This is a genomic window from Paraburkholderia sp. J63 (assembly GCF_905220245.1).
In the GTDB taxonomy this organism is placed as follows: domain Bacteria; phylum Pseudomonadota; class Gammaproteobacteria; order Burkholderiales; family Burkholderiaceae; genus Paraburkholderia.
Window position 1 is genome coordinate 12,765 of the sequence record NZ_CAJMZF010000043.1, and the last position, 23,455, is coordinate 36,219.

Below are 23,455 nucleotides of genomic sequence, written 5' to 3' on the forward strand. Positions count from 1 at the left end.
ACGGCATCAATTCCTGTTAATTGAGATAGTCTCAAATATAAGCGGATGAGCCTGCAACGGGATGGAAACACGGAGTGCCCATGAAACAACAGAGTTCGAACGGAAAGGTCGCGGTAACGGCCGGGCTGCGGGGAGCGTCGTGGACGCCCGCCCGCATGCAGGCGCCTTATACGACCACGCCGTTCCCTTTGACCACGCAGGACGGCCAGGCGACGCTTGGGGTGCTCTTTTCCCGCGCACCCGGACGAAAGGTCGTATTCGTCATGCATCCGCGCGAGTTCGTGATGACGCACTACCTCGTGCCCGAAGTGCTGGATGCGGGATGGGCATGCTGGGTTCAGGCGCCGCGCTCGATCGGCAGCGACCTGCGGCTCGAACACGAGATCGCGCTGCACGACGTGGCCGCCGGCATGCGGCAGCTTCGCGAACTCGGGTTCGAGACGATCGTGCTGCTCGGGAACTCCGGTGGTGCGGGGCTGTTTGCTTTCTACAACCAGCAATCGTTGCTGCCCGCGGATCAGCGCATTCGCCGCACGCCGGGCGGTCGTCCCACGGGCCTCGATACCGCGGTCATGCCGACGGCGGACGGCATCGCCTTCGTCTCTCCGCATCCGGGGCAGGGCGTATTGCTGATGAATGCGCTGGACCCGGCCGTGACCGACGAGTCGGATCCTGACTCGTGCGATGCCGAACTCGATCCATTCAGTAGTTCGAACGGTTTTCGCCGGCCGCCCGAGTCGTCGAGCTATGCCCCCGGATTCGTCGAACGCTACCGGCATGCGCAGCGCGAGCGCGTTGCACGACTCGACCAGCGTGCTCGCGAATTGATCGATCGGCGGCAGTCGGCGCGCGCCCGATTGAAGGAGGCGCCCACACGGGTCGACAAGCAACTCGCGAGTCACGGTCCGATACTGACGGTATGGCGTACCGATGCGGATCTCCGATGCTGGGACACGTCGCTCGACCCATCCGATCGTCTCGTCGGCTCGCTCTGGGGCGCGGACCCGTTGGTTTCGAACCTCGGCAGCGTCGGCTTTGGCCGGATCGTGACGCCGGAGTCGTGGCTGTCGACCTGGTCCGGGCTGTCGTCGAATGCCTCCATGGAAAAGTGTGCGAAGTCGATCGTACAGCCGACGCTGCTGATCGAATACACGGGCGACAACTGCGTGTTCCCCGGCGACGTCGACGCCATGTTCGCGTCGTTCGTGACAGCGGACAAGGAGCGCCACCGCGTGCGGGGCAACCACCACGGATTGCCGATCGACGAAGGCGAGACGCCAGGCCAGGTGCTCGCGGGCCGGCATCTTCAGGCCTGGCTCAACGCGAAATTTCGGTAAGTCATCAAAGAAACCATTGGAGACGGTAAAGATGGACTCGGTAGGTAACGATCAAGGAAAGCGTAGCGCCGACGCACTCGCTTCATCTGGCAAGGCTGCTGCTGCGTCGATATCGTCCGGTCGTCCGGCGCGCGTGCTCGATCCGATTCCGGGTGTCGTTTATCCGGCTCAGGCGGATCTGGACCGCTATGTTGCCGAAGGCGCGCTCGGATTCGAAACGCTTGCGGACGGCTTTCGCAAGATTGCCGCGCGCTATCCCGGCAATGTCGCTTTGCTGGGTCCTGGGCTGCGCATGACCTATGCCGAACTCGATTCGAAATCGACACGGCTCGGCGCCGCATTGCTGGCGCAAGGGCTCGAACCGCTCGATCGGGTCGTGTTCCAGCTGGGCAACAGCGCCCAGCTCGTCATCATGTTTCTCGCCTGCTTGAAGGCCGGGCTCATTCCGATCTGTACGCTGGCCGCGCATCGCGAACACGAGATCGGTTATCTGGCGAATCTGGCCGACGCGAAGCTTCATTTCGTCCAGGGCGACGATCCGAAGTTCGATGACATCGCGTTCGCGAGAGAGATGCAGCAGCGCGCGCCGACCTTGAAGCTGATCTTGCAGGCGCGCGGCGAGCCGCGAGAGGGCGTGCTTCACCTCGACCATCTGGTCGAATCGATCGGCGACGAAGCGGCTGCGGCGCGGCTCGCCGAAGTCACGCTGGACCCGTTCCAGGTGGCGGTATTCCAGCTCTCCGGCGGTACGACCGGCGTGCCGAAGATCATCCCGCGATTCAACAACGAGTATCTGTACAACATGCGCGCCTGTGCGCAATGGCTCGACTATCGACCGAGCGACGTGCTGTTCATGCCGCAGCCGATGGTGCACAACCTGAACATGGGCTGTTGCTTCGGGCCGTTCCTGATGACGGGCGGAACGGTCACGGTCGCGCCCGATCTCTCGCCCGAGACGCTGATTTCGCTGATCGAGACGACGCGCCCGACGTGGCTGATGCTCGGTGGTCCGATCATCGCGCGTATCGAGACGGCGATCCAGTCGGGGCGTATCGACTTTTCGAATGCGCGAGGCATCATCGCCGCGAACAGCGCGCCGAAGCTGCGTGCATTGCTGGGCGTGCCCGTTTATCACATCTTCGGCATTACCGAGGGCGTGATCATGTTCACGCATCCGGACGATTCGCAAGAAGCGCTCGATACGACCAACGGCCGGCCCGTCAGTCCGTGGGACAGCATCCGCATTCTCGGACCGGGTACTGAGGAGTCCGTCAAGTTCGGCGAGATCGGCGAGCCGGCATTCAAGGGGCCGTACACGATTCATGGCTATTTCAAGGCAGAAGAGCGCAACAGGGAAACCTTCACGAGCGATGGCTTCTATCGATCAGGTGACCTGATGGAGGAGCGCCTGATCGACGGCAAGCGCTATTTCGTGTTCCGCGGCCGCTTCAAGGACCTCGTGAGCCGGGGCGGCGAAAAGATCAATTGCGAAGAGGTCGAAATGGCCGTCGCCGGACATCCGTCGGTCGCGCAGGTGGTTGCCGTGCCGTATCCCGATCCAGTGTTCGACGAACGTCTGTGCGCCGTGCTGATCTTGCGCGAAGGGCACGCCGAGCCGTCCCTCGCCGAGCTGCGCGCTTACCTGAAGGACTACGGCCTCGCGAAATTCAAGTGGCCTGAACGCATCGAAGTGGTCGACACGTTCCCCCTGACCGCATCAGGCAAGCTCAGCCGGCAGTCGCTGCGCGAAATGGTGGCGCAGCACGTGCTCGGCGCATCGAACGCTTCGTGAACCTGATTGATCCATTACTGGAGAACACTGTGACATCGACTCAACCGGTTCTGAAGGGCGTCCATCATACGGCGCGTCCCACCTGGAAACTGCGGGAAACCGTCGAGTTCTATCGCGACAAGCTCGGCCTGCCACTTGTCCATGCGATTTCGGCGCGCGGCTGGGGGCCGGCGAACCATCCCGACTTTCTTCACTTCTTCTTCGAAAGCGGGAAGGGCAGCACCATCGCATTCTTCTACTACATCGATACGGAGCAGCCCGATTACACGCGCCCCGTCGACGATTATCGCTTCGAGGCGACGCATACCGCATGGTCCGTCGATACGTATGACGAACTGATCGAATGGCGCGACCGGCTCGAAGCCCACAATATTCCGCTGATCTACCAGATCCGCCACGAGCTGATCGAGTCGATCTATTTCAGCGATCCTAACGGTTACTACCTGGAAATCACGCTTCAGCAACGTCCGATGAATCGCCTCGACGCCGACGATGCAACGCGAACTCTCGACGCCGCGATGAAGGCCGAAGACGCGATGCTCGCGGGCACGGGCGAATTCAAGTCGATCGACCAGGTGTGGCGTGACAAGGCACGCGGGATTGGCGAAGCGAACGGCGAGAACGAAGGCACGGAAGCGGTGCTCTACGTGCTCGACGTGCCCGAGTTCGAGCCGCTCGTCGCGGCCAGCAAGGACAACTCGCGGTATCACGTCGACGGACCGATCAACGGCTACTGGAAGATCTGCTCGCCGGACGCGATCGTCTTCGAACGCAAGGCGCTCGGCTTCGTGCCAGCGCTCTGGAACGCGTCTCTCACGGGCGGCTTCGACGGCGACGTCAGGACGTTCGATCGCTACAAGCTGGAAATCACGCCTCGGGGGCAGCAATGAAGGTCGCAATCGTAGGCGGTGGACCGTCGGGGCTGTATCTCGGGCTCTTGCTGAAACGCAGCCAGCCTGGCTGGCAAGTCGACGTGATCGAACAGAACCAGGCCGACGCGACGTTTGGATTCGGCGTCGTGCTGGCCGACACCGGGATGCTGCAATTGCGCGATGCGGATGAGCATTCGTATAACGCGCTTTGCGACGCGATGCACTATAACGACCGCCAGATCATCGTCCAGCGGGAAAAGCCGATCGAAGTCAAGCTGAACGTGAAGGGCGGCGCAATTCCGCGTCTCGCGTTGCTGCGCATCTTGCAGCAGGAAGCGGAAGTGGCCGGCGTCCGGATTCATTTCGGATACCGTATCGAAACGACGCTGGACCTCGCTTCGTTCGGTCTCGACGATGCGGACGTCGTGGTCGGCGCCGACGGCATCAATTCCGTTGTGCGCCGCCAGTATCCCGACGCCTTCGGCACGACGCACCGGTCGCTGAGCAATCATTTCGCATGGTACGGCACGAAGCGTGTCTTCGACGCACCGGCGCTCGTCTTCAGGAAGTTCAACGGCGGCCATTTCGTTGCGCACTACTACGCATATTGCGATGACATGAGTACGTTCGTTGCGGAATGCGATGACGCAACGTGGGACCGGCTCGATCTGGGCTCGATGACCGACGACGATCGCCAGCATCTGTTCGAGAAGATTTTCGAGCCCGAGCTGGGCGGCCTGCCCCTCATCTCGAACAAGTCGAGCTGGCGGCAGTTTCCGGTCATTCGCAATGCGCGCTGGACGTCCGGGCGCCACGTGCTGATTGGCGATGCGCTTGCCAGTGCGCACTTCTCGATTGGCTCGGGCACGCGTATCGCGATGGCCGATGCGATTGCGCTCGCCCGTGCGCTGCTCTCGTGCGACGGCGACGCGGCGCGCGGCCTCGCGGCATTCGAAGCGGACCACAAGCCGCAGAAGAACAAGCTGATCGATGCATCCGAGCGCTCGTACCTCTGGTACGAAGACATCGCCGAGTGGATGGACAACTACACGCCGGAAGAATTCGTCTACCAGTTCATGACGCGCACGGGCCGTATCGACGATGCGCGTCTGCGCAGCGAGTTTCCCGAGCTGGTGCAGCGGCTCGCCGGAAACGTGGGGGCGCTATGAACGAAAGCTCGGAAATCGTCGTGTCCGACCTGCCGTTCACGGTGCGACGCACCGCGCGCTGGTCCGACTGCGATCCGGCCGGCGTCGTGTTTGCCGGTCGTTACACCGACTACCTGCTTGAGGCCGTCATGTACTTCATGCGACGGATCGGATACGGGGGCAACGGGCAAGCGGGGCGCGAGAGCGAGGTCGGCCTGCCGTGCAAGCACCTGAGCCTGACGTTTCACGCTTCGCTATACCCCGAGGACGTCGTCGATATCCGCGTCGAAGTGGGCGAGATCCGTACGCATACCTTCGATCTGATTGCGCGTGCGTATCTGCCGGACGGCCGGTTGGCGTTCGAAGGGCAGTTCACGCCTATCGCCATTCGCGGCGACGCGCGCACAAGCACCGATATCCCGACCGCGCTGCGCGAAGCGCTCCAACCTTATCTGCTTGCCAGGGAAGAGGCATGACTGAAAAAACCTATCGAATCGGCCAGATCGTCCCGAGCTCGAACACGACGATGGAAACCGAAATTCCGGCGATGCTTCGCGCCCGCGAAAGCATCCGCCCCGAGCGCTTCACGTTCCATAGCAGCCGGATGCGCATGCACAAGGTGACGCGCGAGGAGCTCGAGGCGATGAATCGCGAAGGCCTGCGCTGCGCGGCCGAACTGGCGGATGCGCGCGTCGACGTGATGAGCACTGCCTGCCTCGTTGCGATCATGGCGATGGGCAAGGGCTATCACCGCGAGGTCGAGCGCGATCTGGGCGCCGTGGCCCGCGAGAACCATTGCCACGCGCCGGTCATGACCTCGGCCGGTGCGCTCGTGGAAGGGCTCAAGATCATGGGCGCGAAGAAAGTGTCGCTGCTCGCGCCGTATATGCGTTCGCTTTGCGATCTCGTTGTCGAATACATCGAAAGCGAGGGTATCGAAGTCGTCGACTCGATGGCGTTTGAAATTCCGGACAACCTCGAAGTCGGACGCCGCGATTCAGCCCGGCTGGTCGAAGACGTGAAAAAGCTGAACACGGCGAATGCCGATGTGGTCGTTCTGTCTGCCTGCGTTCAGATGCAGTCGCTGCCATCGATTCAGATCGTCGAGGACCAACTGGGCATTCCCGTGACGTCCACGTCGGTTTGCACGACGCGGCGCATGCTCGACCACCTCGGTCTTGAACCGGTCGTGCCAAACGCCGGTGCGCTGCTCAGCGGCAGGTATCGCTAGCACACCGGCCGCCTTTCCAGCCATGAATGACACGCGAATGAATAGTAATCCTATGGATATGGAGATCGGGAAATGAGAGAGGCAGTCATCGTATCGACGGCCAGAACGCCCATCGGCAGGGCTTCTCGCGGCGCGTTCAATCATACGAAATCGCCGAGCCTGATGGGCCATGCGATCCGTCATGCCGTGAGCCGCTCGGGCATCGATCCCGGCCGCGTCGACGACGTCATCGTCGGGACCGTGCTTGCGGCCGGCACCGCGGGGTCCAACATCGCGCGCAACGCCGCTTTCGCGTCCGGTCTGCCGCACACGGTGGCCGCGCAATCGATCGATCGCCAATGCGCGTCGGGTCTCATGGCGATTGCGACGGGTGCCAAGCAGATCGTCGTCGATGGAATGGACGTGGTCGTGGCGGGCGGTCAGGAAAACATCTCGGCGGTGCAGGCGCGCTACTACGACTGGGTCTATGCGGAAAAGGACGCCGAGGTGCTGCGTTTCGCGCCGCATGCCTATATGCCGATGCTCGAAACGGCCGAATTCGTTTCCAGAAAATACGGCATCACGCGCGAGCAGCAGGACGCCTATGCGCTGATGTCCCAGCAGCGCACGGCATGCGCCCAGCGCGATGGTCTGTTCGACGCGGAAATCGCGCCGATCACCGTCACCACGCTGGTCACGGACAAGCTGACCGGCGCGAGAGAAGAGCGGGTGCTCACCGTGTCCCGTGACGAAGGCAATCGTCCGGAGACCACGCTCGCAGGCCTTGCGTCCTTGCGCCCCGTCGCCGATGGCGGCGTCGTGACCGCAGGCAACGCGAGCCAGCTTTCGGACGGCGCAAGCGCGTGCGTGCTCATGGATGCGCGTTCTGCGGAGCGTGCCGGGCTCGCGCCATTGGGCGTCTATCGCGGGATGGCGGTGGCGGGCACGGCGCCCGAGGAGATGGGCATCGGGCCGGTCTACGCGATTCCGAAGTTGCTCAAGCAGCACGGGCTTGCGATCGACGACGTCGGGCTCTGGGAGTTGAACGAGGCGTTCGCATGCCAGGTGCTCTATTGCCGCGACCAGCTCGGCATCGATCCCGACCGCTACAACGTGAACGGTGGCGCGATTTCCATTGGCCATCCGTACGGCATGACCGGATCGCGCCTCGTGGGGCACGCGCTGCTGGAGGGGCGTCGTCGCGGGGTGAAGCATGTCGTGGTCGCGATGTGCGTTGGGGGCGGGATGGGGGCCGCGGCGCTGTTCGACGTGTGCTGAGCCCGGACCTGTGGGCTGTGGTTGCGCATGAGGCGGTGACCGGCGCAATCGGTCCCGGCCAATTCCTGTATCAATGATGGAGACGGAGTCATGGAAAGCGATACGGCGATGAGCGACGCGCCAGTCGATTCATCGGCGCTCGATGTGGTTAGCGCAACGGTGGTCGTTCTCGGCTGCGCCGTTGGCATGCTGGTGGGGTTTTCCGCGTCGTATTTCAGCACGTTGTCGGTCTTTCTCAAGCCTGTTTCCGCGGCATTCGGTTGGGGCCGCGGCGAGGCGTCCGCGATCGCGAGCCTCGCGCAACTAGGTCTTGCTTTAGGCGCACCCGTCACCGGGCGCCTGATCGAACACTTCGGTGTGCGATGTGTCGCGTTGACCTCGACCGTGTTGTTCGGAGCCGGATTGTTCGCGTTGTCGATGTCGCCGGGCAGCATCGTGATGTTCGGCGGCTTGACGCTGCTGCTTGGATTCATGGCGGTGGGAACGACGCCCGCCGGTTATCTGAGCGCGCTGCCGAAATACTTCGACAAGCGGCTCGGCCTGGCGATGGGCGTCGCGATGATCGGCCTCGGTTGCGGAAACGCGTTGATGCCCTTGCTCGTGCAGCGCTGGATTGGCGAGGGCGGGTGGCAGTCGGCATACCGGCATGTGTCGCTCGCGGTGCTGGTCGGCGGCGTTGCGACTTTCCTGATGCTGTCGGGCGCTGGACGCGCGACGCGCCCAGTGACAGCGGACCGTCGCGCGGCGCGGGAGGCTTCGACGGTTCACGAACGTGCGTGGCCGATGATCCGCACGTGGCGATTCTGCACGCTGATCGTGGTGTTCTTCGTCGTGTCGTGCGCGGGATTGGCCGCGATTGTCCATATAGTGCCGCTGTTGACCGACCACGGTCTCGCTCCAGCACAAGCGTCGAAGATCGCGGCGCTGATCGGCATCGGCGTGATGATTGGCCGGGCCGTCACGGGCCTGTTGATCGACAACGTTCACGCACGCTACGTGGCCGCAATCCAGTTCCTGGTCGGCGGCGCAGGTCTCGCCTTGATCGCGTGGAGTCCGGGCACGCAACTGCCGGTCGTCGCCGCGGGGGCTTTTGCGTTCGCGTTCGTGATCGGCGCGGAAGGCGATTTCATGCCGTTCTTCATTCGGCGCTACTTCGGCACCGGGCATTTCAGTTTTCTGTACGGCGTACTGTTTTTCTTCTTCGCGCTCGGGGGCGTTGCCGGCCCGATTGCGTTTGGCTGGGTATTCGACCGTTTTCACACCTACTCGATGGCCTATGCGGGCGCCGGCATCGCATGCGTGATGTGTGCCGCTCTCGTTTGGGCGCTCGGCGAATACACCTATCCGGCCGACTGATAACCGTTCCGATGTCGCATTACCCCTGGCACTACCCATATCGATACGAATACCAAAATCACGGAGACTTTTTATGCAGACGAAATGGGCCGCACCGGCGATCGCTTCATTGGCGTTCATGCCTGCCGCGCACGCGCAAAGCACCATGACGCTTTATGGTCTGATCGACGAAGGCATTACGTACGTCAATTCGGCCCAGACCGGGAAAGCAGGCGGCCAGTTGACAGGTGGACCACAGTTCGCGCTCACTGACGGGCACGCGACGGGAGTGGCCGGAAGCCGTTGGGGGCTGCGCGGTGCCGAGGATCTCGGCGGCGGGCTCAAGGCGAATTTCGTGATCGAGAACGGATTCATGGCGAATACGGGCGCATTCGCGCAGGGCGGGGCGGAGTTCGGACGGCAATCGTATGTCGGGCTCTCGAACGATTCCGGTGCGGTGACGATCGGCCGTCAATACGATCCGCTCGTCAATTTCGTCCAGCCGTTCGCAGCATCGGGAACATGGGCCGGATACATGGGCTCGCATGCCGACGACGTCGACAATCTTTCGAACACCAACCGCATTAACAATGCGGTGAAATTCACGTCGGCGTCATACGGCGGATTCCGGATGGCCACGATGTACAGCTTCGGCGGAGTCGCCGGACACACGGCGCAGAATCAGATCTGGTCGGTGGCGGGCGGCTATACCGGTGCTGCGCTCGCGTTCGGAATCGGCTATCTGAACGCGCGCAATCCGAATGTTTCGTTCTACGGTAGCACTCCGAATAAAGGCAGCGCGGCGGTAAACAATATCGGATCGTTTGGCAGCGCCACGTCGCCACAAGCGTATCCGGTGTATGCAGGCTATGCGTCGGCGAATACGCTCGAGATCATTGGCGCAGGTATGTCCTATACGTTCGGCGGCACGATCGTGGCCCTCAGCGCGACCAACACGCGCTTTGACCATCTGGGCTCGTCGGCGGGGCCGAACCCGCTCGGCTATACGGGATCGGCGGCATTCACGAGCATCGACCTCAATGCGCGCTACCGGGCGACGCCGGCGCTCCAGCTCGCGATGGGCTTCGACTATACGGAGCGCGGCTCGGTCAAGGGCGACGACGGTGCGAAGTATCTGCAACTGAACGCCGGGATCGACTACAGCCTGTCGAAGCGAACCGATCTCTACGTGCTGGTGGCCGCGCAGCGCGCGTCGGGCACCGATTCGCTCGGGCAGCCCGCCGTGGCATCGATCGCCGGCTTCAATCCTTCGGCGACGGACAAGCAGATCGCGTTTCGCCTCGGCGCCATGCACCGCTTCTAGCCAACCAGTTAACGATCCTGGCGAAAAGAGGAACGCTGGCCGCCGGAATCGCCAATCGAGACGCAACATTTGAAGGAGACAGGAAATGGGATTCGTAGTGGGCGTGGATGTGGGAGGCACCTTCACGGATGGCGTGGCGGTCGACGATCAAGGCAATATCGTGTCGGCGAAAACGCCTTCAACGCCGCCCGATTATTCGGCGGGCGTGTTCAATGTCCTCGGCTTGCTGGCCGAGCAATTTTCGATGTCGCGCGAGCAGTTCCTGCGCAGTACCGATCACATCGCGCACGGCACGACGTCGTCGCTCAATGCGCTCGTGATGGGCAAGGTGCCGCCCGTCGGGTTCATCACGACGCGCGGGCACGGCGACTCGATCGCGATCATGAACGTGGAGGGGCGTTATCTCGGCCGTTCGTCGATGGAGCTGCAGAACGTGCTCGGCCATGCGAAGCCGGCGCCGCTCGTCGCGAAGCGTCTGATCAAGGAGGTCACGCAACGCATGGACCGTGACGGCAAGGTCCTCGTCGAACTGAACGAGGCCGAAGTGCGTGAAGCGGTACGCGACTGCCTCGCGCAAGGGGTATCCGCGATTGCCGTGTCGCTGCTCTGGTCGTTTCGCAATCCTGCGCATGAGCAGCGCGTGCGCGAGATCATCAACGAGGAAGCGCCCGGCATTTACGTTGCGCTGTCGTCCGACGTGAGTCCGCGCATCCGCGAATATGCGCGTCACGCCACGACGATCATGAGCACGCAGATCGGCCCCGGTCTGCGCGACTACCTGAAAAATCTGGAATCGGGGTTGCGCGAAGAAGGGCTTGTCGGTCCGCTGCTCGTGATGCAAAGCTCGGGCGGCGCGATCACGGCGGCCGAAGCCCCCGCCACGGCGATCACGACGGTCGGCTCGGTATTGACGGGCGGTGTCGTCGGCGCGCTGCAACTGGCGGGTCAGCTCGGTCATCGCAACGTGATGGCGACGGACGTCGGCGGCACGACATTCCTGGCAGGCCTGATCGTCGATGGCGAACCGGTGCGCGCCGCGCAGACGATCATCAACCAGTCGCCCGTCAATGTGCCCACGCTGCGCGTCGAGGCGATCGGCTCGGGCGGCGGGGCGATCGCATGGATCGATGCGGGCGGCAACCTGCGCGTCGGCCCGCTGAGCGCCCAGGCCGCGCCGGGACCCGCATGCTATGGCGCAGGCGGCATGGAGCCGACTATCACGGACGCCAATCTCGTGCTCGGCATCCTGCCGTCTCGTGGTTTGCTGGGCGGCAAGCGTCCGCTTTCGATGGAACTCGCGCGCGACGCCATCCGGCGCCGGATCGCAGAGCCGCTCGGGCTGAGCGTCGAGGAAGCCGCAGCCGCGATCTATGCGGTGCAGAACGCGCAGACCGGCGACCTGTTGCGCAAGATCGCGGTCGAGGCCGGGCACGATCCGCGCGACTTCGTCGTGTACGCATTCGGTGGCGCGGGCCCCGCGCACTGTGCGGCCTATACGTTCGCCGTGGGCGCGAGCGAGGTGCTGGTGCCGCTCGGGCCGGTCGCCTCGGCGTTCTCGGCGTTCGGTCTCGCGGCTTCGAAGGTCAACGTGATTCGCGAACTGTCGGACCCCGGTGTCGCGCCGCTCGATCCGCTGCGCGTCGCCGAAAACTTCGGGCGGCTCGAAGAGGAAGTCAGCACCGTGCTTGCGCGCCAGGGCATCAAGTTTGTCGAGACGCAGCTGTACCGGGAAATCGACATGCGCTACGGCATGCAGATGGGCGAGGTCGCGACGCCGCTCGCATCCGGTCCGATCACGGTCGAATCGCTTCAGGATGCCGTCGACAAATTCGAGCAGCTCTATGCGCAACTGTTCGGCGCCGGCTCCGGCTTCCGCGATGCCGGTATCCAGGCGCTGACTTACCGCGTTCGCGGCGAAGGCATCCTGCCGATCTCGCCCGAACTGCCCGAGATCGAAACCGCGAACGGTACGCCCGTCGAGCATGCACTGATCGAGCGTCGCCCGATCTGCCTCGACGCGCACGACGGCTACGTCGATACCCCGGCGTACGACTACACGCGCCTGCGCGCCGGCCACGTGGTGGAAGGTCCGGCCGTGATCCAGGTGCCGACCACGACGGTCGTGGTCCCGAACGGGATGCGCGGCGTCATCGACCACCTGGGCAATCTGTCGATCAAGATGAACGCGGCCTGACCCGCGAAAAGGAGACACGTCATGCAATCCACGATTCCGGGTTCGGAAATTTTTGTTAGCCGGCCCGTCGCACCTGAAGTCCTGCTGCGTTCGCTGCCGCCCTCGCTCAAGGCGCACACCGTATCGGACGAGATCATCGACGCGCTGCATCCGCTCACCTACGAGGTGATCCGTCACCGGCTCTGGTCGATCACCGACGAGATGGGCGAGACGCTCAAGCGGATGTCGGGCAGCCCGGTCGTGTCGGAGGCGAACGACTACGACTTCACGATCAACGACGAGACCGGCCAGGAAGTGCAGATCGGCCTCTACAACACCATGCTCGCCGGTGCGATCGATCTGGCGATCTACTGGACGCTGCAGAACCGCGCCGACAATCCCGGTATTCAGGATGGCGACATGTTCCTGTGCAACGACCCGTGGATCGGCGGCGGATTGCACCAGAGCGACGTCCTCGTTTTCTCGCCGATCTTCCACGACGGCAAGCTGTTCGGCTGGACGAGCGCGATTTGCCATGAGCCGGATCTTGGCGGCGTGTCCCCCGGCTCGATGCCGATCGTCGCGCCCGACGTCTTTTCCGAATCGCTGCCGACGCCGCCGATCAAGATCGTGCGCAATTTCGAACTGCAGCGCGACGTGGCCGACATGTGGGTGCGTCGCTCGCGCGTGCCTCAGTTGATCGGACTCGATCTGCGCGCCAAGATCGGAGCGAACCTCGTGGGGCGCAAGCGCATTCTCGCGCTGATCGAGCAGTACGGCCCCGATACGGTCAAGGCGGTCATGAAGCGCATGATGAACGACGCCGAGCGGCGCCTGCGCGACAAGCTGCGCGATGCGCCCGACGGCACGTGGCAGGCGTCGAGCTACATGGATCAGGCCGAGGCAGGCGACCGCCGTCCGCACAAGCTGATGCTGTCGATGACGAAGCGCGATGATCACCTGACGTTCGATTTCACGGGCACGGCGCCGCAGGCCGGCGTCATCAACTGCACGTATGCGGGCTCACGCGGTGGCGTGATGCTCGCGCTTCTGCCGACGCTCGCCGGAAATATACCGTGGGCGGCCGGCGGCCTGATGCGCTGCTTCGACATCGTCACACCCGAGGGCACGTTGAACAATGCGACGTTTCCATCGGCGATCAACAAGGCGCCGATCGCGACCGCATGGGCGATCGGCAATCTGGCCGCGCAATGTCTGTCGCAGATGCTCGACTGCACGGTCGATATGAAGGCGAACGTCCAGGCGACCTGCTGCGGCACCTGGAATACCGCCGTGCTCGCCGGCGTCGATCAGCGCGGCAAGCATCATGCGCCGTTCGTCGACGTCGTGATGGAGTCGATGGCGGGCGGCTATGGGGCGCGGCCGGCGGCGGACGGCATCGATACGGGCGGTCTGTTCTGCATCCCGATGGGCAAGCTGCCGGACGTCGAGATGACCGAGCTTCTCTATCCGCTGATCGTGCTCTGGCGTCGCGAGGAACCGGATTCGGGCGGACCCGGGCGGCATCGCGGCGGGCTCAGCGCATCGGTCGCAATCACGCCGTACGGATCGTCGTTGCCGATGGCGATGGTGCTTTCGAGCTCGGGCATGGCGACCGCGCAGAACCAGGGGCTCGCGGGCGGCCATCCGGGTAACACGGGGCACAACGTGGTCGTTCGCGACGCACCGCTAGACGCGATGTTTTCTCAGGGCAACGTGCCGACCGATCTGTTCGCGCTCGGTGGCGAACTGACGACCGCTCAGTGCATGACGGCGGGCGAGCTCAAGCAGGGTGACGTCCTCTATCTGCATTGCCAGGGCGGTGGCGGTTACGGCGATCCCGTGCGCCGCGATGCGCGCGCGGTCGCGGCCGATCTGCGCAACGGCAAGGTGAGTCCGGGTGCGGCCGAGCTCGTCTATGGCGTGGTCGTCGACGCCGCGGGCGAGGTCGACGTCGTGCGCACCGAGCACCGGCGCACGGCAGTGCTCGGCGAGCGCCGCGAATATGCCCAACCCGCGCCGAAGCAACTGACCGGCAAGTTCGATCCCGAGCAGGCACGCGCCATCGACGACAACCTCGGGCTCGCCGCGGCGCATGGTGGATCGGTGGTCGTCTGCCGCCACTGCGGGCATCAACTGAGCGAGCACGACAAGCGGCTGTCGCTCGCGTGCCGCGATTCCGATCCGGTTTCCGGCAGCTCGAACGTGCGTGTCGATCCTTCGTACTACGTCGATTCGGAGGTGGTGTTCCGCGAGCATTTCTGTCCCGGCTGCTGGACGACGGTTCATTCCGGCCTGGTGCCGAAGGACCACGTCGATGTGATCAGCGGGATGCAGAAGCTTGACGCTTCGGGCGCCATCCCGGCGTGAGTGAAGCACGGCGCCGCGGGTTGGGCGACGCGCCCCGAACCGGCAGCAGTCAGGCCGGTTTCCGGTGCGTTGCGATTGCGCGGCGCCTTTTTTAACGAGGTTGAGGTCAATGAAACTCAAGGACAAGGTTGCGATTATTACGGGGGCTGCCGCAGGCATCGGATTGGCGACGGCAAGAAAATTCGCGGGCGAGGGCGCGATCGTGGTGCTGTGCGATCGTGCCGGCGAAGCCGTGGAGCGCGAGGCGCTCAGTCTGCGCAAGAGCGGCTTTTCGGCGTCTGCCCATGCAGTGGATGTGACCGATCGCGCCGGTATCGATGCGCTGGTCGAGGACTTGATGCGCCGGTTCAACCGAATCGATATTCTCGTGAACAACGCGGGCATTACGCAGGATGCCCGGCTGACGAGCATGAGCGAAGAGCAATTCGACAAGGTTATCGACGTCAATCTGAAAGGCGTTTTCAATTGTACGCAGGCTGTTGTCGAGACGATGATTGGGCAGCAGTGTGGCGTGATACTCAATGCATCCAGTGTCGTCGGCATTTACGGAAACTTCGGCCAGACGAATTATGCGGCCAGCAAATTCGGCGTGATCGGCTTCACGAAGACTTGGGCAAGGGAGCTCGGCCCCAAGGGCATTCGGGTCAATGCGGTATGCCCGGGATTCATTGCAACGGACATTCTCGGCACCATGCCCGACAAAGTGCTCGAGGGCTTCAGGAACGCATGCTGGCAGCGGCGTCTCGGCTCGCCCGATGAGATCGCGAACGTCTATGCATTCCTTGCCTCCGACGACGCCAGTTTCGTGAATGGCACCGCAATCGAAGTGTCGGGAGGGTTGTCGGTTTAGCCATTCATCTGCTGCATATCGGAACTGCAAAACTTTCATCGCCGGAAGTCGCGGACCACCGGTATTTTGTCTCCTCGCATCAAGTAAATTGGCTCTTCAATTACGAGGCCGGAACGCCGCGCCTTGAGCCAGTCAATCCATCGGAGACAAAGCAATGATTGAAATCGCCGTTACGCGCGAGGGGACCGTGCGCGGCAAGCCAGGCAATGGATGCACCGCCTTCCTTGGCTTGCGCTACGCCGCTGCACCGACTGGAGACCTTCGCTGGCGGCCGCCGCATCCCGCCTCGACATGGAGCGGCACGCGATCGGCGGACCGGGTTGGCGCCGTGCCGATCCAACATCTTCCCTCGGCGAAGTCCCTCTATTATCCTGGCGAGCATCCGCAAAGCGAAGACTGTCTGACACTCAACCTCTGGAGCGCGGCGCAGCACCAGTCGGAGCGCAGGCCGGTGATGGTCTGGTTTCATCTCGGTGCATTTATGTTTGGTTCGTCCGCATGGAGCGGCAATGCCAATGGCAGTCCGCTTTTTGACGGCTCTGCGCTCGCGAGGCTCGGTGCTGTTGTGGTCACGGTCAACTACAGGCTGGGAAGGCTTGGCTTTCTTGCGCTGCCCGGACTCAGTGCCGAGAGCGGCCATAATGCTTCGGGTAACTACGGATTCCTCGACCAGGTCGCGGCGCTGCGCTGGGTGCGCGAGAACGTTGAGCAATTTGGCGGCGATCCGGAAAACGTCACGATCTTCGGTGTTTCCGCCGGTTCGGCGAGTTGCTCGCTCCATATGGCGTCGCCGCTATCCCGTGGATTGTTTCATCGGGCGATTGGCGGAAGCGGAGGGTTCATGGCCGAGCCGGGTCGCCACAGCGGCCTGTTCGATCGTCTCCTGACGCTCGGCGCTGCCGAGGAGCAGGGCGAAAAGGTCGCGCGTGCACTGGGTACAAGTTCGCTCGACGCGCTTAGAGCGCTCCCGCCGGAAGCGATCTTGAGCGCGCAGGTTCCGTCACAGCCCGGACCCTGGCATATGGAATCGATCGGCGCGTATATTGGCGAGGGCGTGTCCGATACGTGCTATCCGATCGTGGACGGGTACGCCGTGCCCGATGGCCCGGCTTCGGTCTTTCGACGACAGTTGCACAACGACGTGCCACTGCTAACCGGTTCGGCCTACGACGACAGTACCGGCCTGCCCGGCATCGAGTCCTTGCAGGACTATCGACGTTACGTCCTCGACGATATGGGGGCCGTTGCGCCACGGGCTTTGCAAACCTGGGCGGCCACTGATTCCCGTACCGCGTATCAGGCAAGCGGCGACCTGTTGGCGGATCGCGTTTTCGGGTGGCAGAACTGGACGTGGGCCCATCTCGCGCATTCCCACGGAACGCGCCCGGTCTATTACTACGATTGGCTGCACGCACCGCCGGTTCCGGAAGGCCGCTATCTGGAGCGCCGTAAGGGCGCTGCGCACGCGGCCGAGATGCCCTATGTGTTCGACAATCTCGCCGGCTATGACTGGGAGTGGCAACGGGACGATAAGGCGCTTGCATCCACGGTCTCCCGCTACTGGATAAATTTTGCAAGGAACGGGGATCCAAACGGAGAGGGCTTGCCGCATTGGCCAGCTTTCTCGGGAAAGAACGGCAAGTCCATGCATTTCTCAAGTCATGTAGAGGCCGGCACGCCGACACGACGCGAACGATTCGACGTGCTCGACGACTATTACGGAGTGGGCCATACCTGATCAGCCCGGCATCGGCGCATTACGGAAGACTTCTCCCCATTCAGTTCGAAAAGAAATGCATTTCCGTCGCGATGAATTTCGTGCAAATGGCTTATGCAAACAGTTCAGTTCATTCGATGCAACGAGTTCGATAAATTGATACTCCAGATATCGAGAACATAGACTTGGACTGAATCATGGAGGGGCGACTTGAATAGTGCATATTCCGAAACGGAGTCGGGCGTTTCACGATCCGCCCACGGCGATAATTCACAAACTGTCCGTAGCGCAGCCTTGCTCGTGGCCGCGTCCCTGGGACTGAGCAGCGGGTACACCGCGATATTCGCAGGCTCGGCGGGCGTTTTTCTCTTGCCGATTGCCGCTTCGCTCGGAACGGGGCGCGCGGTCGCATCGAGCTGCATGGCGCTTTCGTCGCTGGGGCTTGCAGTGAGCTCGCCGTTGGTTGGGCGGTTGATGGATCGATACGGGGCGCTGCGCGTTATCCGCGTTTCCATTGTTCTGTTCGTGCTGTGCCTGCTTTCGCTCTCGATCGGACCGATAGTTCCTCAGGCGCTCGCAGCGAAGATCTTCCTGTTGGGGCTGCTGGGCGTGGGAACGTCGCCGGTCGGCTATCTGCCGGTTCTGGCCCATTCGTTTGAACGCAGGCTTGGGCTCGCGTTTGGCGTCGCGTCGATCGGCGCCGGCGTGGGCGCGGCTGTGGCGCCGGTGATGGCGGGCCGGGCGATCAAGGCCTATGGATGGCAGTCGGCGTACCTGATTCTTGCCGTTGTGGCCGCCCTGCTGGGATGGGTGGCGTTTGAACTGCTGCGTCGCTCGGGGCTCGGCATCGAGCGGCGCAAGATCGAGCGCGCGGCCTTGTCCGATCGCATAGCGCCGAACGTGAGGCGCGACGCACATGGACGGCAAGCGTTGCTCTCGCTCCGGTTCTGGCTCATCGGTGTCAGCATTGCGCTCGTTGCCGCCGTTGGCCTGGGCAGCATGGTGCATATCCCGGCACTGCTGATCGACAAGGGCATGTCGGCACAAGCCGCCGCCGCGGGCAGCGCTTTTGCGGCGATAGGGCTAACGATCGGACGGTTCGCCGCCGGAATGCTGCTCGACTACCTGCCGGCCCGAATTCTTTCGGCATGCATTTTTGCGCTGGGCGCCTGTGGCGCATGGATTCTGGCGTTTGCGTCGCACGGCTCTCCACTCCCGCTGCTCGCCCTCGGCGCAGCACTCACAGGCGCGTTGATCGGGGCCGAAGGCGATCTCGTGCCATTCCTGGTGAAGCGCTATTTCGGAATCGAATCGTTCGGCCTCGTCTATGGCTTCATGATTTCGGTGTTCTGCCTGGGCACGCTCGGCGGTCCGATCGTCTACGGCATGGCTTTCGACAAATTCCACAGCTATCGGGCAGTCATGTCGGTAGCGGGCGGCGCCTGCCTGCTTGGAGCGCTGGGAATCCTCCTGATCGGACCGTACCGATACCCGGCCCGCTCGTTGCCCGAAGCCGGAATGGGATCAACCGACGGAACCTGAATGTGACGTATGCCAGTGCGCAGATGAACGCGCACGCCTTGGTGGGCCGGAGCTACTAACGCATTGATAAGGATAACTATGAAGATTGTAAATTTCGAATACGGCGATTACACCGGATGGGGGATGGTCGATGCTGGGGCGGTCTTGCCGGTCCCCAACGCCCGTAACGCCGCCGATGTCGTTGCGCTGGCGAACAGCGCAACGAAGGAACAAGGAATCGGCATGGATAAGGTCCGATGGCTCGCGCCGGTTACACCGGACGCCAAGATTCTGTGCGCCGGCTTCAATTATCGGTCGCACGTGAAGGAGATGGCACGCGACATGCCTGACCATCCTTCGATCTTCGTGCGATTTCCGGATTCATTCGTGGGACACGAGCAAGGCGTCGTGCGCCCGCGCGCGAGCACCAGCTTCGACTACGAAGCGGAGATCGCGGTGGTGATTGGCAAGGAAGCGTGGCGGGTCGACGCGTCGCAAGCGCTGGACCACGTGCTCGGCTATACCTGCATGGCCGAGAACTCCGCACGCGATTTCCAGCGGCATAACACGCAGGCAACGCCCGGCAAGAACTTCGAGCGCTCGGGCGCGATTGGCCCTTGGATCGCGACAGCAGACGAATTTCGTGATCCGAACCAAATGACGATTATCGGGCGGCTCAATGGCGACCAGGTGCAACGCGGGAGCAGCGCCGACCTGATCTGCTCCGTTGCGGGACTTGTTGCGTACATCAGTTCGTTCACCCGGTTACGCCCTGGGGACATCATCGCGACAGGCACGCCGGAAGGCGTGGGCATGACACGTACCCCCGCGGTCTGGCTTCGCGGCGGAGACACATTCGAAGTCGAGATTGAAGGATTGGGCACGCTTCGCAATCCGGTGATTGAGGAGGAAATCCGCTGATGAAACACGCTACTGCACCGGGCGATGTAACGGCGGCTTGTACGAGTGTCGTAGCCGGGTTTTTCGAGGCGCTCGATCTTCGCAATCACGAGAGCGCCGTCGCACTGTTTACGCCGGATGGCATCTGGGAGCGCAACGGAACGCATTTGAAGGGGCGGACAGCGATTGCTCAAGCGCTCGCGGAGCGTCCGGCCGGGCGCACGACCTTTCATCTTGTCGCCAATCCGCTGGTTTCGCTGCAAGACGCCTCACACGCAGAGGTACGTTTTTTCCTCGTGGCTTATGAGGCGAACAAGGGCCTCGTGGAGCCGATCGCACCATCGGCAATTCGCCGATGTGTCGATCGTCTGGAATTCGACGGCGAGCGCTGGCGCATCGCACACAAATCGAGTCAACCCCACATGCCGCCCGCATCCGTCTAACGGACTGCGCGCACGCCCAAAACCATGGCCATGCGCCGTCTGGAATCGGGCGGCACACAGATCGATCCACCCCATCGAGAGGTATTGAAATCAATGAACGCCACATCACTCTGGCTGACGGAGGACGCCGTGTCGCGTCTCGTTTCACTGGAAGACGCCATCGAAGCGCTGGAGCGCAGCCTGCTGGAGGCCGCCGACGGAACGGCATTCAACGTGCCCAAGGCGCTCGGCGACGTCGGTCGCGGCGGCGCGATGCATTGCCTCGGCTCGGCCTCGCCTCAAGCGGGGGTTTGCGGATTCAAGACGTGGGTCCATACGGACCAGGGGGCCAAGGCGGTCTTTTCGCTCTTCAGCACCGCTAACGGCCAACTGCTTGCCATGATGGAGGCCAATACGCTTGGGCAACTGCGTACCGCCGCCATGACGGCGGTCGGCACGCGCTGGCTCGTGACCGATCCGGGCGTGAACGAGATGGCGGTGATCGGCTCGGGCAAGCAAGCGCTCGGGCAGATTCTGGCGATTAACATCGTGCGCCCGCTTTCGCGAATCCATATCTGGAGCCCGAACGCCGAGCGCCGCCGACAGTTTGTCGACAAAGTACGGGCGAACCTCGGGCATGCCGAGGTGATCGATGCGCCCTCGATGGAGGCCGCGACAGAGGGCGCGCGCCTCGTCACCGTCGTCACGCGCGCAACCCAGCCATTCTTCCCGGCCACATTGCTTGCGCCGGGCGCTCATCTCAATGCGGTCGGCGCCATTTTGCCGGGCAATGCCGAAATTTTCCCGGACGTGTTCGAACGCGCGAAATCCATCGTCGTCGACGACATCACCAATACCCGCAAGGCGTCGCGTGAATTCATCGACTACTTCGGAGCGGACGACGAGAACTGGACGCGCGTTCAGCCGCTTTCCGACGTGATCCGGCAACGCGGGGCGCGAGCGGGCGCCGGCGACATCACGTTATTCAAGGCAATGGGAATGGGCCTTTCCGACCTCGCGATCGCCAGGATGGCTCATGAACGCGCCATGGCGGATACCGACGCGGCAATCCGGTTGCCCTTGACTGCGCCGGCGCCTGTTCGGCTCAGAGCGGCATGACGAAACGGCACCGTTTCGCGAGCCGACTTGCGAATCGGAGTGTCTGGAAGTGTTTCTGCCTGTTTTAGAAAGATGGATTTGGAGGAAAGTATGACCGCTGATGTCTTTAATTTCGTGGATGGTAGCCATGCCGCACCGGCGCCTATCCAGCCCTGGAGCCCCATTCTCGTGCCTTGCGAGGCCATCGAGCGCGAGATCGAACGGCTCGCGGACGCGCCTCGTCCCGAGGATGGGCGACGCTCCACCCTGATCGTGCACCCGCTCTGCACGGACGGCTCGCTTGGATTCGGACCAGGCGTCGATGTCACAATCAATGTGCTGAAACCGGGCGAGCAGACGCGGGCGTTGCGCCGCAATTCGAATCAGATCGAATTCTGCATTCGTGGATCGGGCACGATGTACGTGGGCCACAACGCGCAGCCGTTCAATCGCTGGGATGTGGCATCGATCCCGTCGATGCAGCCTTACTATCACAAGAATACGGGCAACGAGCTTTGGGTCCGCCTGACCTATTCCAATGCGCCTTTGCTGCGCAAGCTCGCGGTTCACTGGGTCGATTATGTGGACCCCGTCCAGATACGTTCCGCCGCTGCGGCCGGCGAGGACATCAATGAAAATATCAATCGAAGCACGGCGCCGGATATCCAGATCTCGGCAGACGGGGCGCGTTTGCGTGGCTACGAATTCCTGACCGATATTCAGGTGGTCGAGAACAAGCCCCTCGTGTGGCCCTGGGAAACGGTCTCGCAAGCGCTGTCGTTTGAAAAGGGCGATGAGAAGCGCAACATCATGCTGCTCTATAACCCGGCAACCGGGCGCCGCAACGGCACGACGCATTCCTTCTTCGCAACCTTGTTTTCGCGGCAAAAGGGTAATCCGTCAGGGCCGATAGGGCGCGGTCACAAGCACAGTTCCGTGGCGATCAACTATCACTTCAGCGGACGGGGCAAGAGCGTCGTGGATAACGTCGTCGTGCCGTGGAAGGCCGGCGATCTGCTGCTTTCGGGGCCCTCGTGGTCCGAGCATGCGCACTACTACGACCACGAAGGCGCGCTGGTGCTCACGGTTCAGGACCATCCGCTCCATATCGGCATGGAGTCGCTGATCTGGCAGGAGCGGATGGACGGCCCGATCCTCAATCTCGGCTCGGAAGACGGGCAGAAAGGCTATATCGGGCCTCGTCAGGCCGGCTAGGGACCGACGCGCCTGCGGGACAGGGTCCTGCAGGCGTGTGCGGCGCAATGCAATTCACTTTGAAGACGACCCGTACCGAGCATGCTTCCAGAGAACACCATCAAGTCGCTGGCTTGCCAGCTTTTCGAGGCGCGCAAGACGCGCACTCAATTGCGCCACTTCTCGCGGCAGTTTCCCGAGATGACGATCGCTGACGGCTACGCAATCCAGCGCGAGTGGGTCAAGCTCGAGCTCGCCGAAGGCCGCAAGATCAAGGGACGCAAGATCGGACTCACATCGCGCGCCATGCAGCAGGCCAGCAAGATCACCGAACCGGACTATGCGCCCTTGATGGACGATATGTTCTTCGAAACCGGTAGCGACATTCCGATCGACCGGTTCATCGCGCCGCGTGTCGAGGTCGAGCTTGCGTTTATTCTTTCGAAGCCGCTCGTCGGCCCCAACGTCACGCTATACGAGGTGCTCGCGGCGACCGAGTATGTCGTGCCGGCCGTGGAAATCATCGATTCGCGCATCGAGCAGTTCGACCGCGATACCAACGAGATGCGCACGGTGTTCGATACGATCAGCGATCTCGCAGCCAATGCGGGCATTGTGCCCGGTGGGCGTCCGGTCAGGCCGATGGATCTCGATTTGCGCTGGGTGGGCGCCATCCTCCACAAGAACGCGGTTATCGAGGAGACCGGCCTTGCAGCGGCCGTTCTCAACCATCCGGCGACAGGCGTTGCGTGGCTCGCCAACAAGATCGCACCGTTCGGCGACCAGCTCAATGCCGGCGAAGTGGTGCTCTCCGGCTCGTTTACCCGTCCGGTCAGGGCCGTGGCGGGCGATACCTTTCATGTGGATTATGGGCCGCTGGGTTCGGTCTCTTTCCGCTTTTGCTGAGATCCCGG

Annotated in this window: 20 protein-coding genes; 19 read left to right on the forward strand and 1 reads right to left on the reverse strand. The window is 62.8% G+C overall.

Annotation, left to right across the window (positions count from 1 at the left end; all coding sequences use genetic code 11):
* The first annotated feature begins 80 nt into the window (after positions 1-80).
* The 13 genes from U5775_RS31485 to U5775_RS31545 all read left to right on the forward strand — a co-directional run bounded on the left by U5775_RS31485 (position 81) and on the right by U5775_RS31545 (position 17,427).
* The gene (locus U5775_RS31485) at positions 81-1,337 is read left to right on the forward strand and encodes an alpha/beta hydrolase (RefSeq protein ID WP_322062036.1); all 1,257 of its coding nucleotides are present in this window, start codon (positions 81-83) and stop codon (positions 1,335-1,337) included.
* A gap of 31 nt (positions 1,338-1,368) precedes the next feature.
* A complete protein-coding gene (locus U5775_RS31490) occupies positions 1,369-3,129 on the forward strand; it encodes an AMP-binding protein (RefSeq protein ID WP_322062037.1) in 1,761 nt (586 codons plus the stop codon).
* Positions 3,130-3,158: 29 nt separating this feature from the next.
* The gene (locus U5775_RS31495) at positions 3,159-4,019 is read left to right on the forward strand and encodes a VOC family protein (protein ID WP_322062038.1); all 861 of its coding nucleotides are present in this window, start codon (positions 3,159-3,161) and stop codon (positions 4,017-4,019) included.
* Positions 4,016-5,170: an FAD-dependent monooxygenase gene (locus tag U5775_RS31500; RefSeq protein ID WP_322062039.1), complete on the forward strand. Its 1,155-nt coding sequence runs from the start codon at positions 4,016-4,018 to the stop codon at positions 5,168-5,170. Before U5775_RS31495 ends, U5775_RS31500 begins: the two co-directional genes overlap by 4 nt.
* Positions 5,167-5,625 carry an acyl-CoA thioesterase gene (locus tag U5775_RS31505; protein ID WP_322062040.1) on the forward strand — a complete coding sequence of 153 codons (459 nt, stop codon included), beginning with the start codon at positions 5,167-5,169 and terminating at the stop codon, positions 5,623-5,625. Before U5775_RS31500 ends, U5775_RS31505 begins: the two co-directional genes overlap by 4 nt.
* Complete coding sequence (locus tag U5775_RS31510; RefSeq protein WP_322062041.1) at positions 5,622-6,380, forward strand: Asp/Glu racemase; 759 nt, start codon at positions 5,622-5,624, stop codon at positions 6,378-6,380. Before U5775_RS31505 ends, U5775_RS31510 begins: the two co-directional genes overlap by 4 nt.
* A 72-nt stretch (positions 6,381-6,452) precedes the next feature.
* Positions 6,453-7,637 carry an acetyl-CoA C-acyltransferase gene (locus tag U5775_RS31515; protein WP_322062042.1) on the forward strand — a complete coding sequence of 395 codons (1,185 nt, stop codon included), beginning with the start codon at positions 6,453-6,455 and terminating at the stop codon, positions 7,635-7,637.
* Between the two features lie 90 nt (positions 7,638-7,727).
* Positions 7,728-8,993, forward strand: coding sequence for an MFS transporter (locus tag U5775_RS31520; RefSeq protein WP_322062043.1), 1,266 nt, complete (start codon positions 7,728-7,730; stop codon positions 8,991-8,993).
* A 73-nt stretch (positions 8,994-9,066) separates the two neighbouring features.
* Positions 9,067-10,296 (forward strand): porin, encoded by a 1,230-nt coding sequence (locus tag U5775_RS31525; RefSeq protein WP_322062044.1) that lies wholly within the window; start codon positions 9,067-9,069, stop codon positions 10,294-10,296.
* A gap of 85 nt (positions 10,297-10,381) precedes the next feature.
* On the forward strand, positions 10,382-12,490 hold the full coding sequence (locus U5775_RS31530) for a hydantoinase/oxoprolinase family protein (RefSeq protein WP_322062045.1): 2,109 nt from the start codon (positions 10,382-10,384) through the stop codon (positions 12,488-12,490).
* Positions 12,491-12,511: 21 nt separating this feature from the next.
* A complete protein-coding gene (locus U5775_RS31535) occupies positions 12,512-14,839 on the forward strand; it encodes a hydantoinase B/oxoprolinase family protein (RefSeq protein ID WP_322062046.1) in 2,328 nt (775 codons plus the stop codon).
* A 109-nt stretch (positions 14,840-14,948) separates the two neighbouring features.
* The gene (locus tag U5775_RS31540; RefSeq protein ID WP_322062047.1) at positions 14,949-15,689 is read left to right on the forward strand and encodes a beta-ketoacyl-ACP reductase; all 741 of its coding nucleotides are present in this window, start codon (positions 14,949-14,951) and stop codon (positions 15,687-15,689) included.
* Positions 15,690-15,843: 154 nt separating this feature from the next.
* Entirely contained in the window at positions 15,844-17,427 is a 1,584-nt protein-coding gene (locus tag U5775_RS31545) for a carboxylesterase/lipase family protein (RefSeq protein ID WP_322062048.1), read from the forward strand.
* A 104-nt stretch (positions 17,428-17,531) separates the two neighbouring features.
* Here U5775_RS31545 and U5775_RS31550 read toward each other — a convergent pair whose 3' ends face one another.
* Positions 17,532-17,828: a hypothetical protein gene (locus U5775_RS31550; RefSeq protein WP_322062091.1), complete on the reverse strand. Its 297-nt coding sequence runs from the start codon at positions 17,826-17,828 to the stop codon at positions 17,532-17,534.
* Between U5775_RS31550 and U5775_RS31555 the strand changes: the two genes are divergently transcribed.
* The 6 genes from U5775_RS31555 (at position 17,776) to hpaH (ending at position 23,447) form a co-directional block, all read left to right on the forward strand.
* The gene (locus U5775_RS31555) at positions 17,776-18,948 is read left to right on the forward strand and encodes an MFS transporter (protein ID WP_322062088.1); all 1,173 of its coding nucleotides are present in this window, start codon (positions 17,776-17,778) and stop codon (positions 18,946-18,948) included. The genes U5775_RS31550 and U5775_RS31555 overlap by 53 nt on opposite strands.
* A gap of 78 nt (positions 18,949-19,026) precedes the next feature.
* Complete coding sequence (locus tag U5775_RS31560; protein WP_322062049.1) at positions 19,027-19,848, forward strand: fumarylacetoacetate hydrolase family protein; 822 nt, start codon at positions 19,027-19,029, stop codon at positions 19,846-19,848.
* Complete coding sequence (locus tag U5775_RS31565; RefSeq protein ID WP_322062050.1) at positions 19,848-20,270, forward strand: nuclear transport factor 2 family protein; 423 nt, start codon at positions 19,848-19,850, stop codon at positions 20,268-20,270. Before U5775_RS31560 ends, U5775_RS31565 begins: the two co-directional genes overlap by 1 nt.
* Positions 20,271-20,294: 24 nt before the next feature.
* On the forward strand, positions 20,295-21,368 hold the full coding sequence (locus U5775_RS31570) for an ornithine cyclodeaminase family protein (RefSeq protein ID WP_322062051.1): 1,074 nt from the start codon (positions 20,295-20,297) through the stop codon (positions 21,366-21,368).
* Between the two features lie 90 nt (positions 21,369-21,458).
* Positions 21,459-22,562 (forward strand): hypothetical protein, encoded by a 1,104-nt coding sequence (locus tag U5775_RS31575; RefSeq protein ID WP_322062052.1) that lies wholly within the window; start codon positions 21,459-21,461, stop codon positions 22,560-22,562.
* 81 nt (positions 22,563-22,643) lie between these two features.
* Positions 22,644-23,447 carry a 2-oxo-hept-4-ene-1,7-dioate hydratase gene (gene hpaH, locus U5775_RS31580; protein WP_322062053.1) on the forward strand — a complete coding sequence of 268 codons (804 nt, stop codon included), beginning with the start codon at positions 22,644-22,646 and terminating at the stop codon, positions 23,445-23,447.
* Positions 23,448-23,455: the final 8 nt, after the last annotated feature.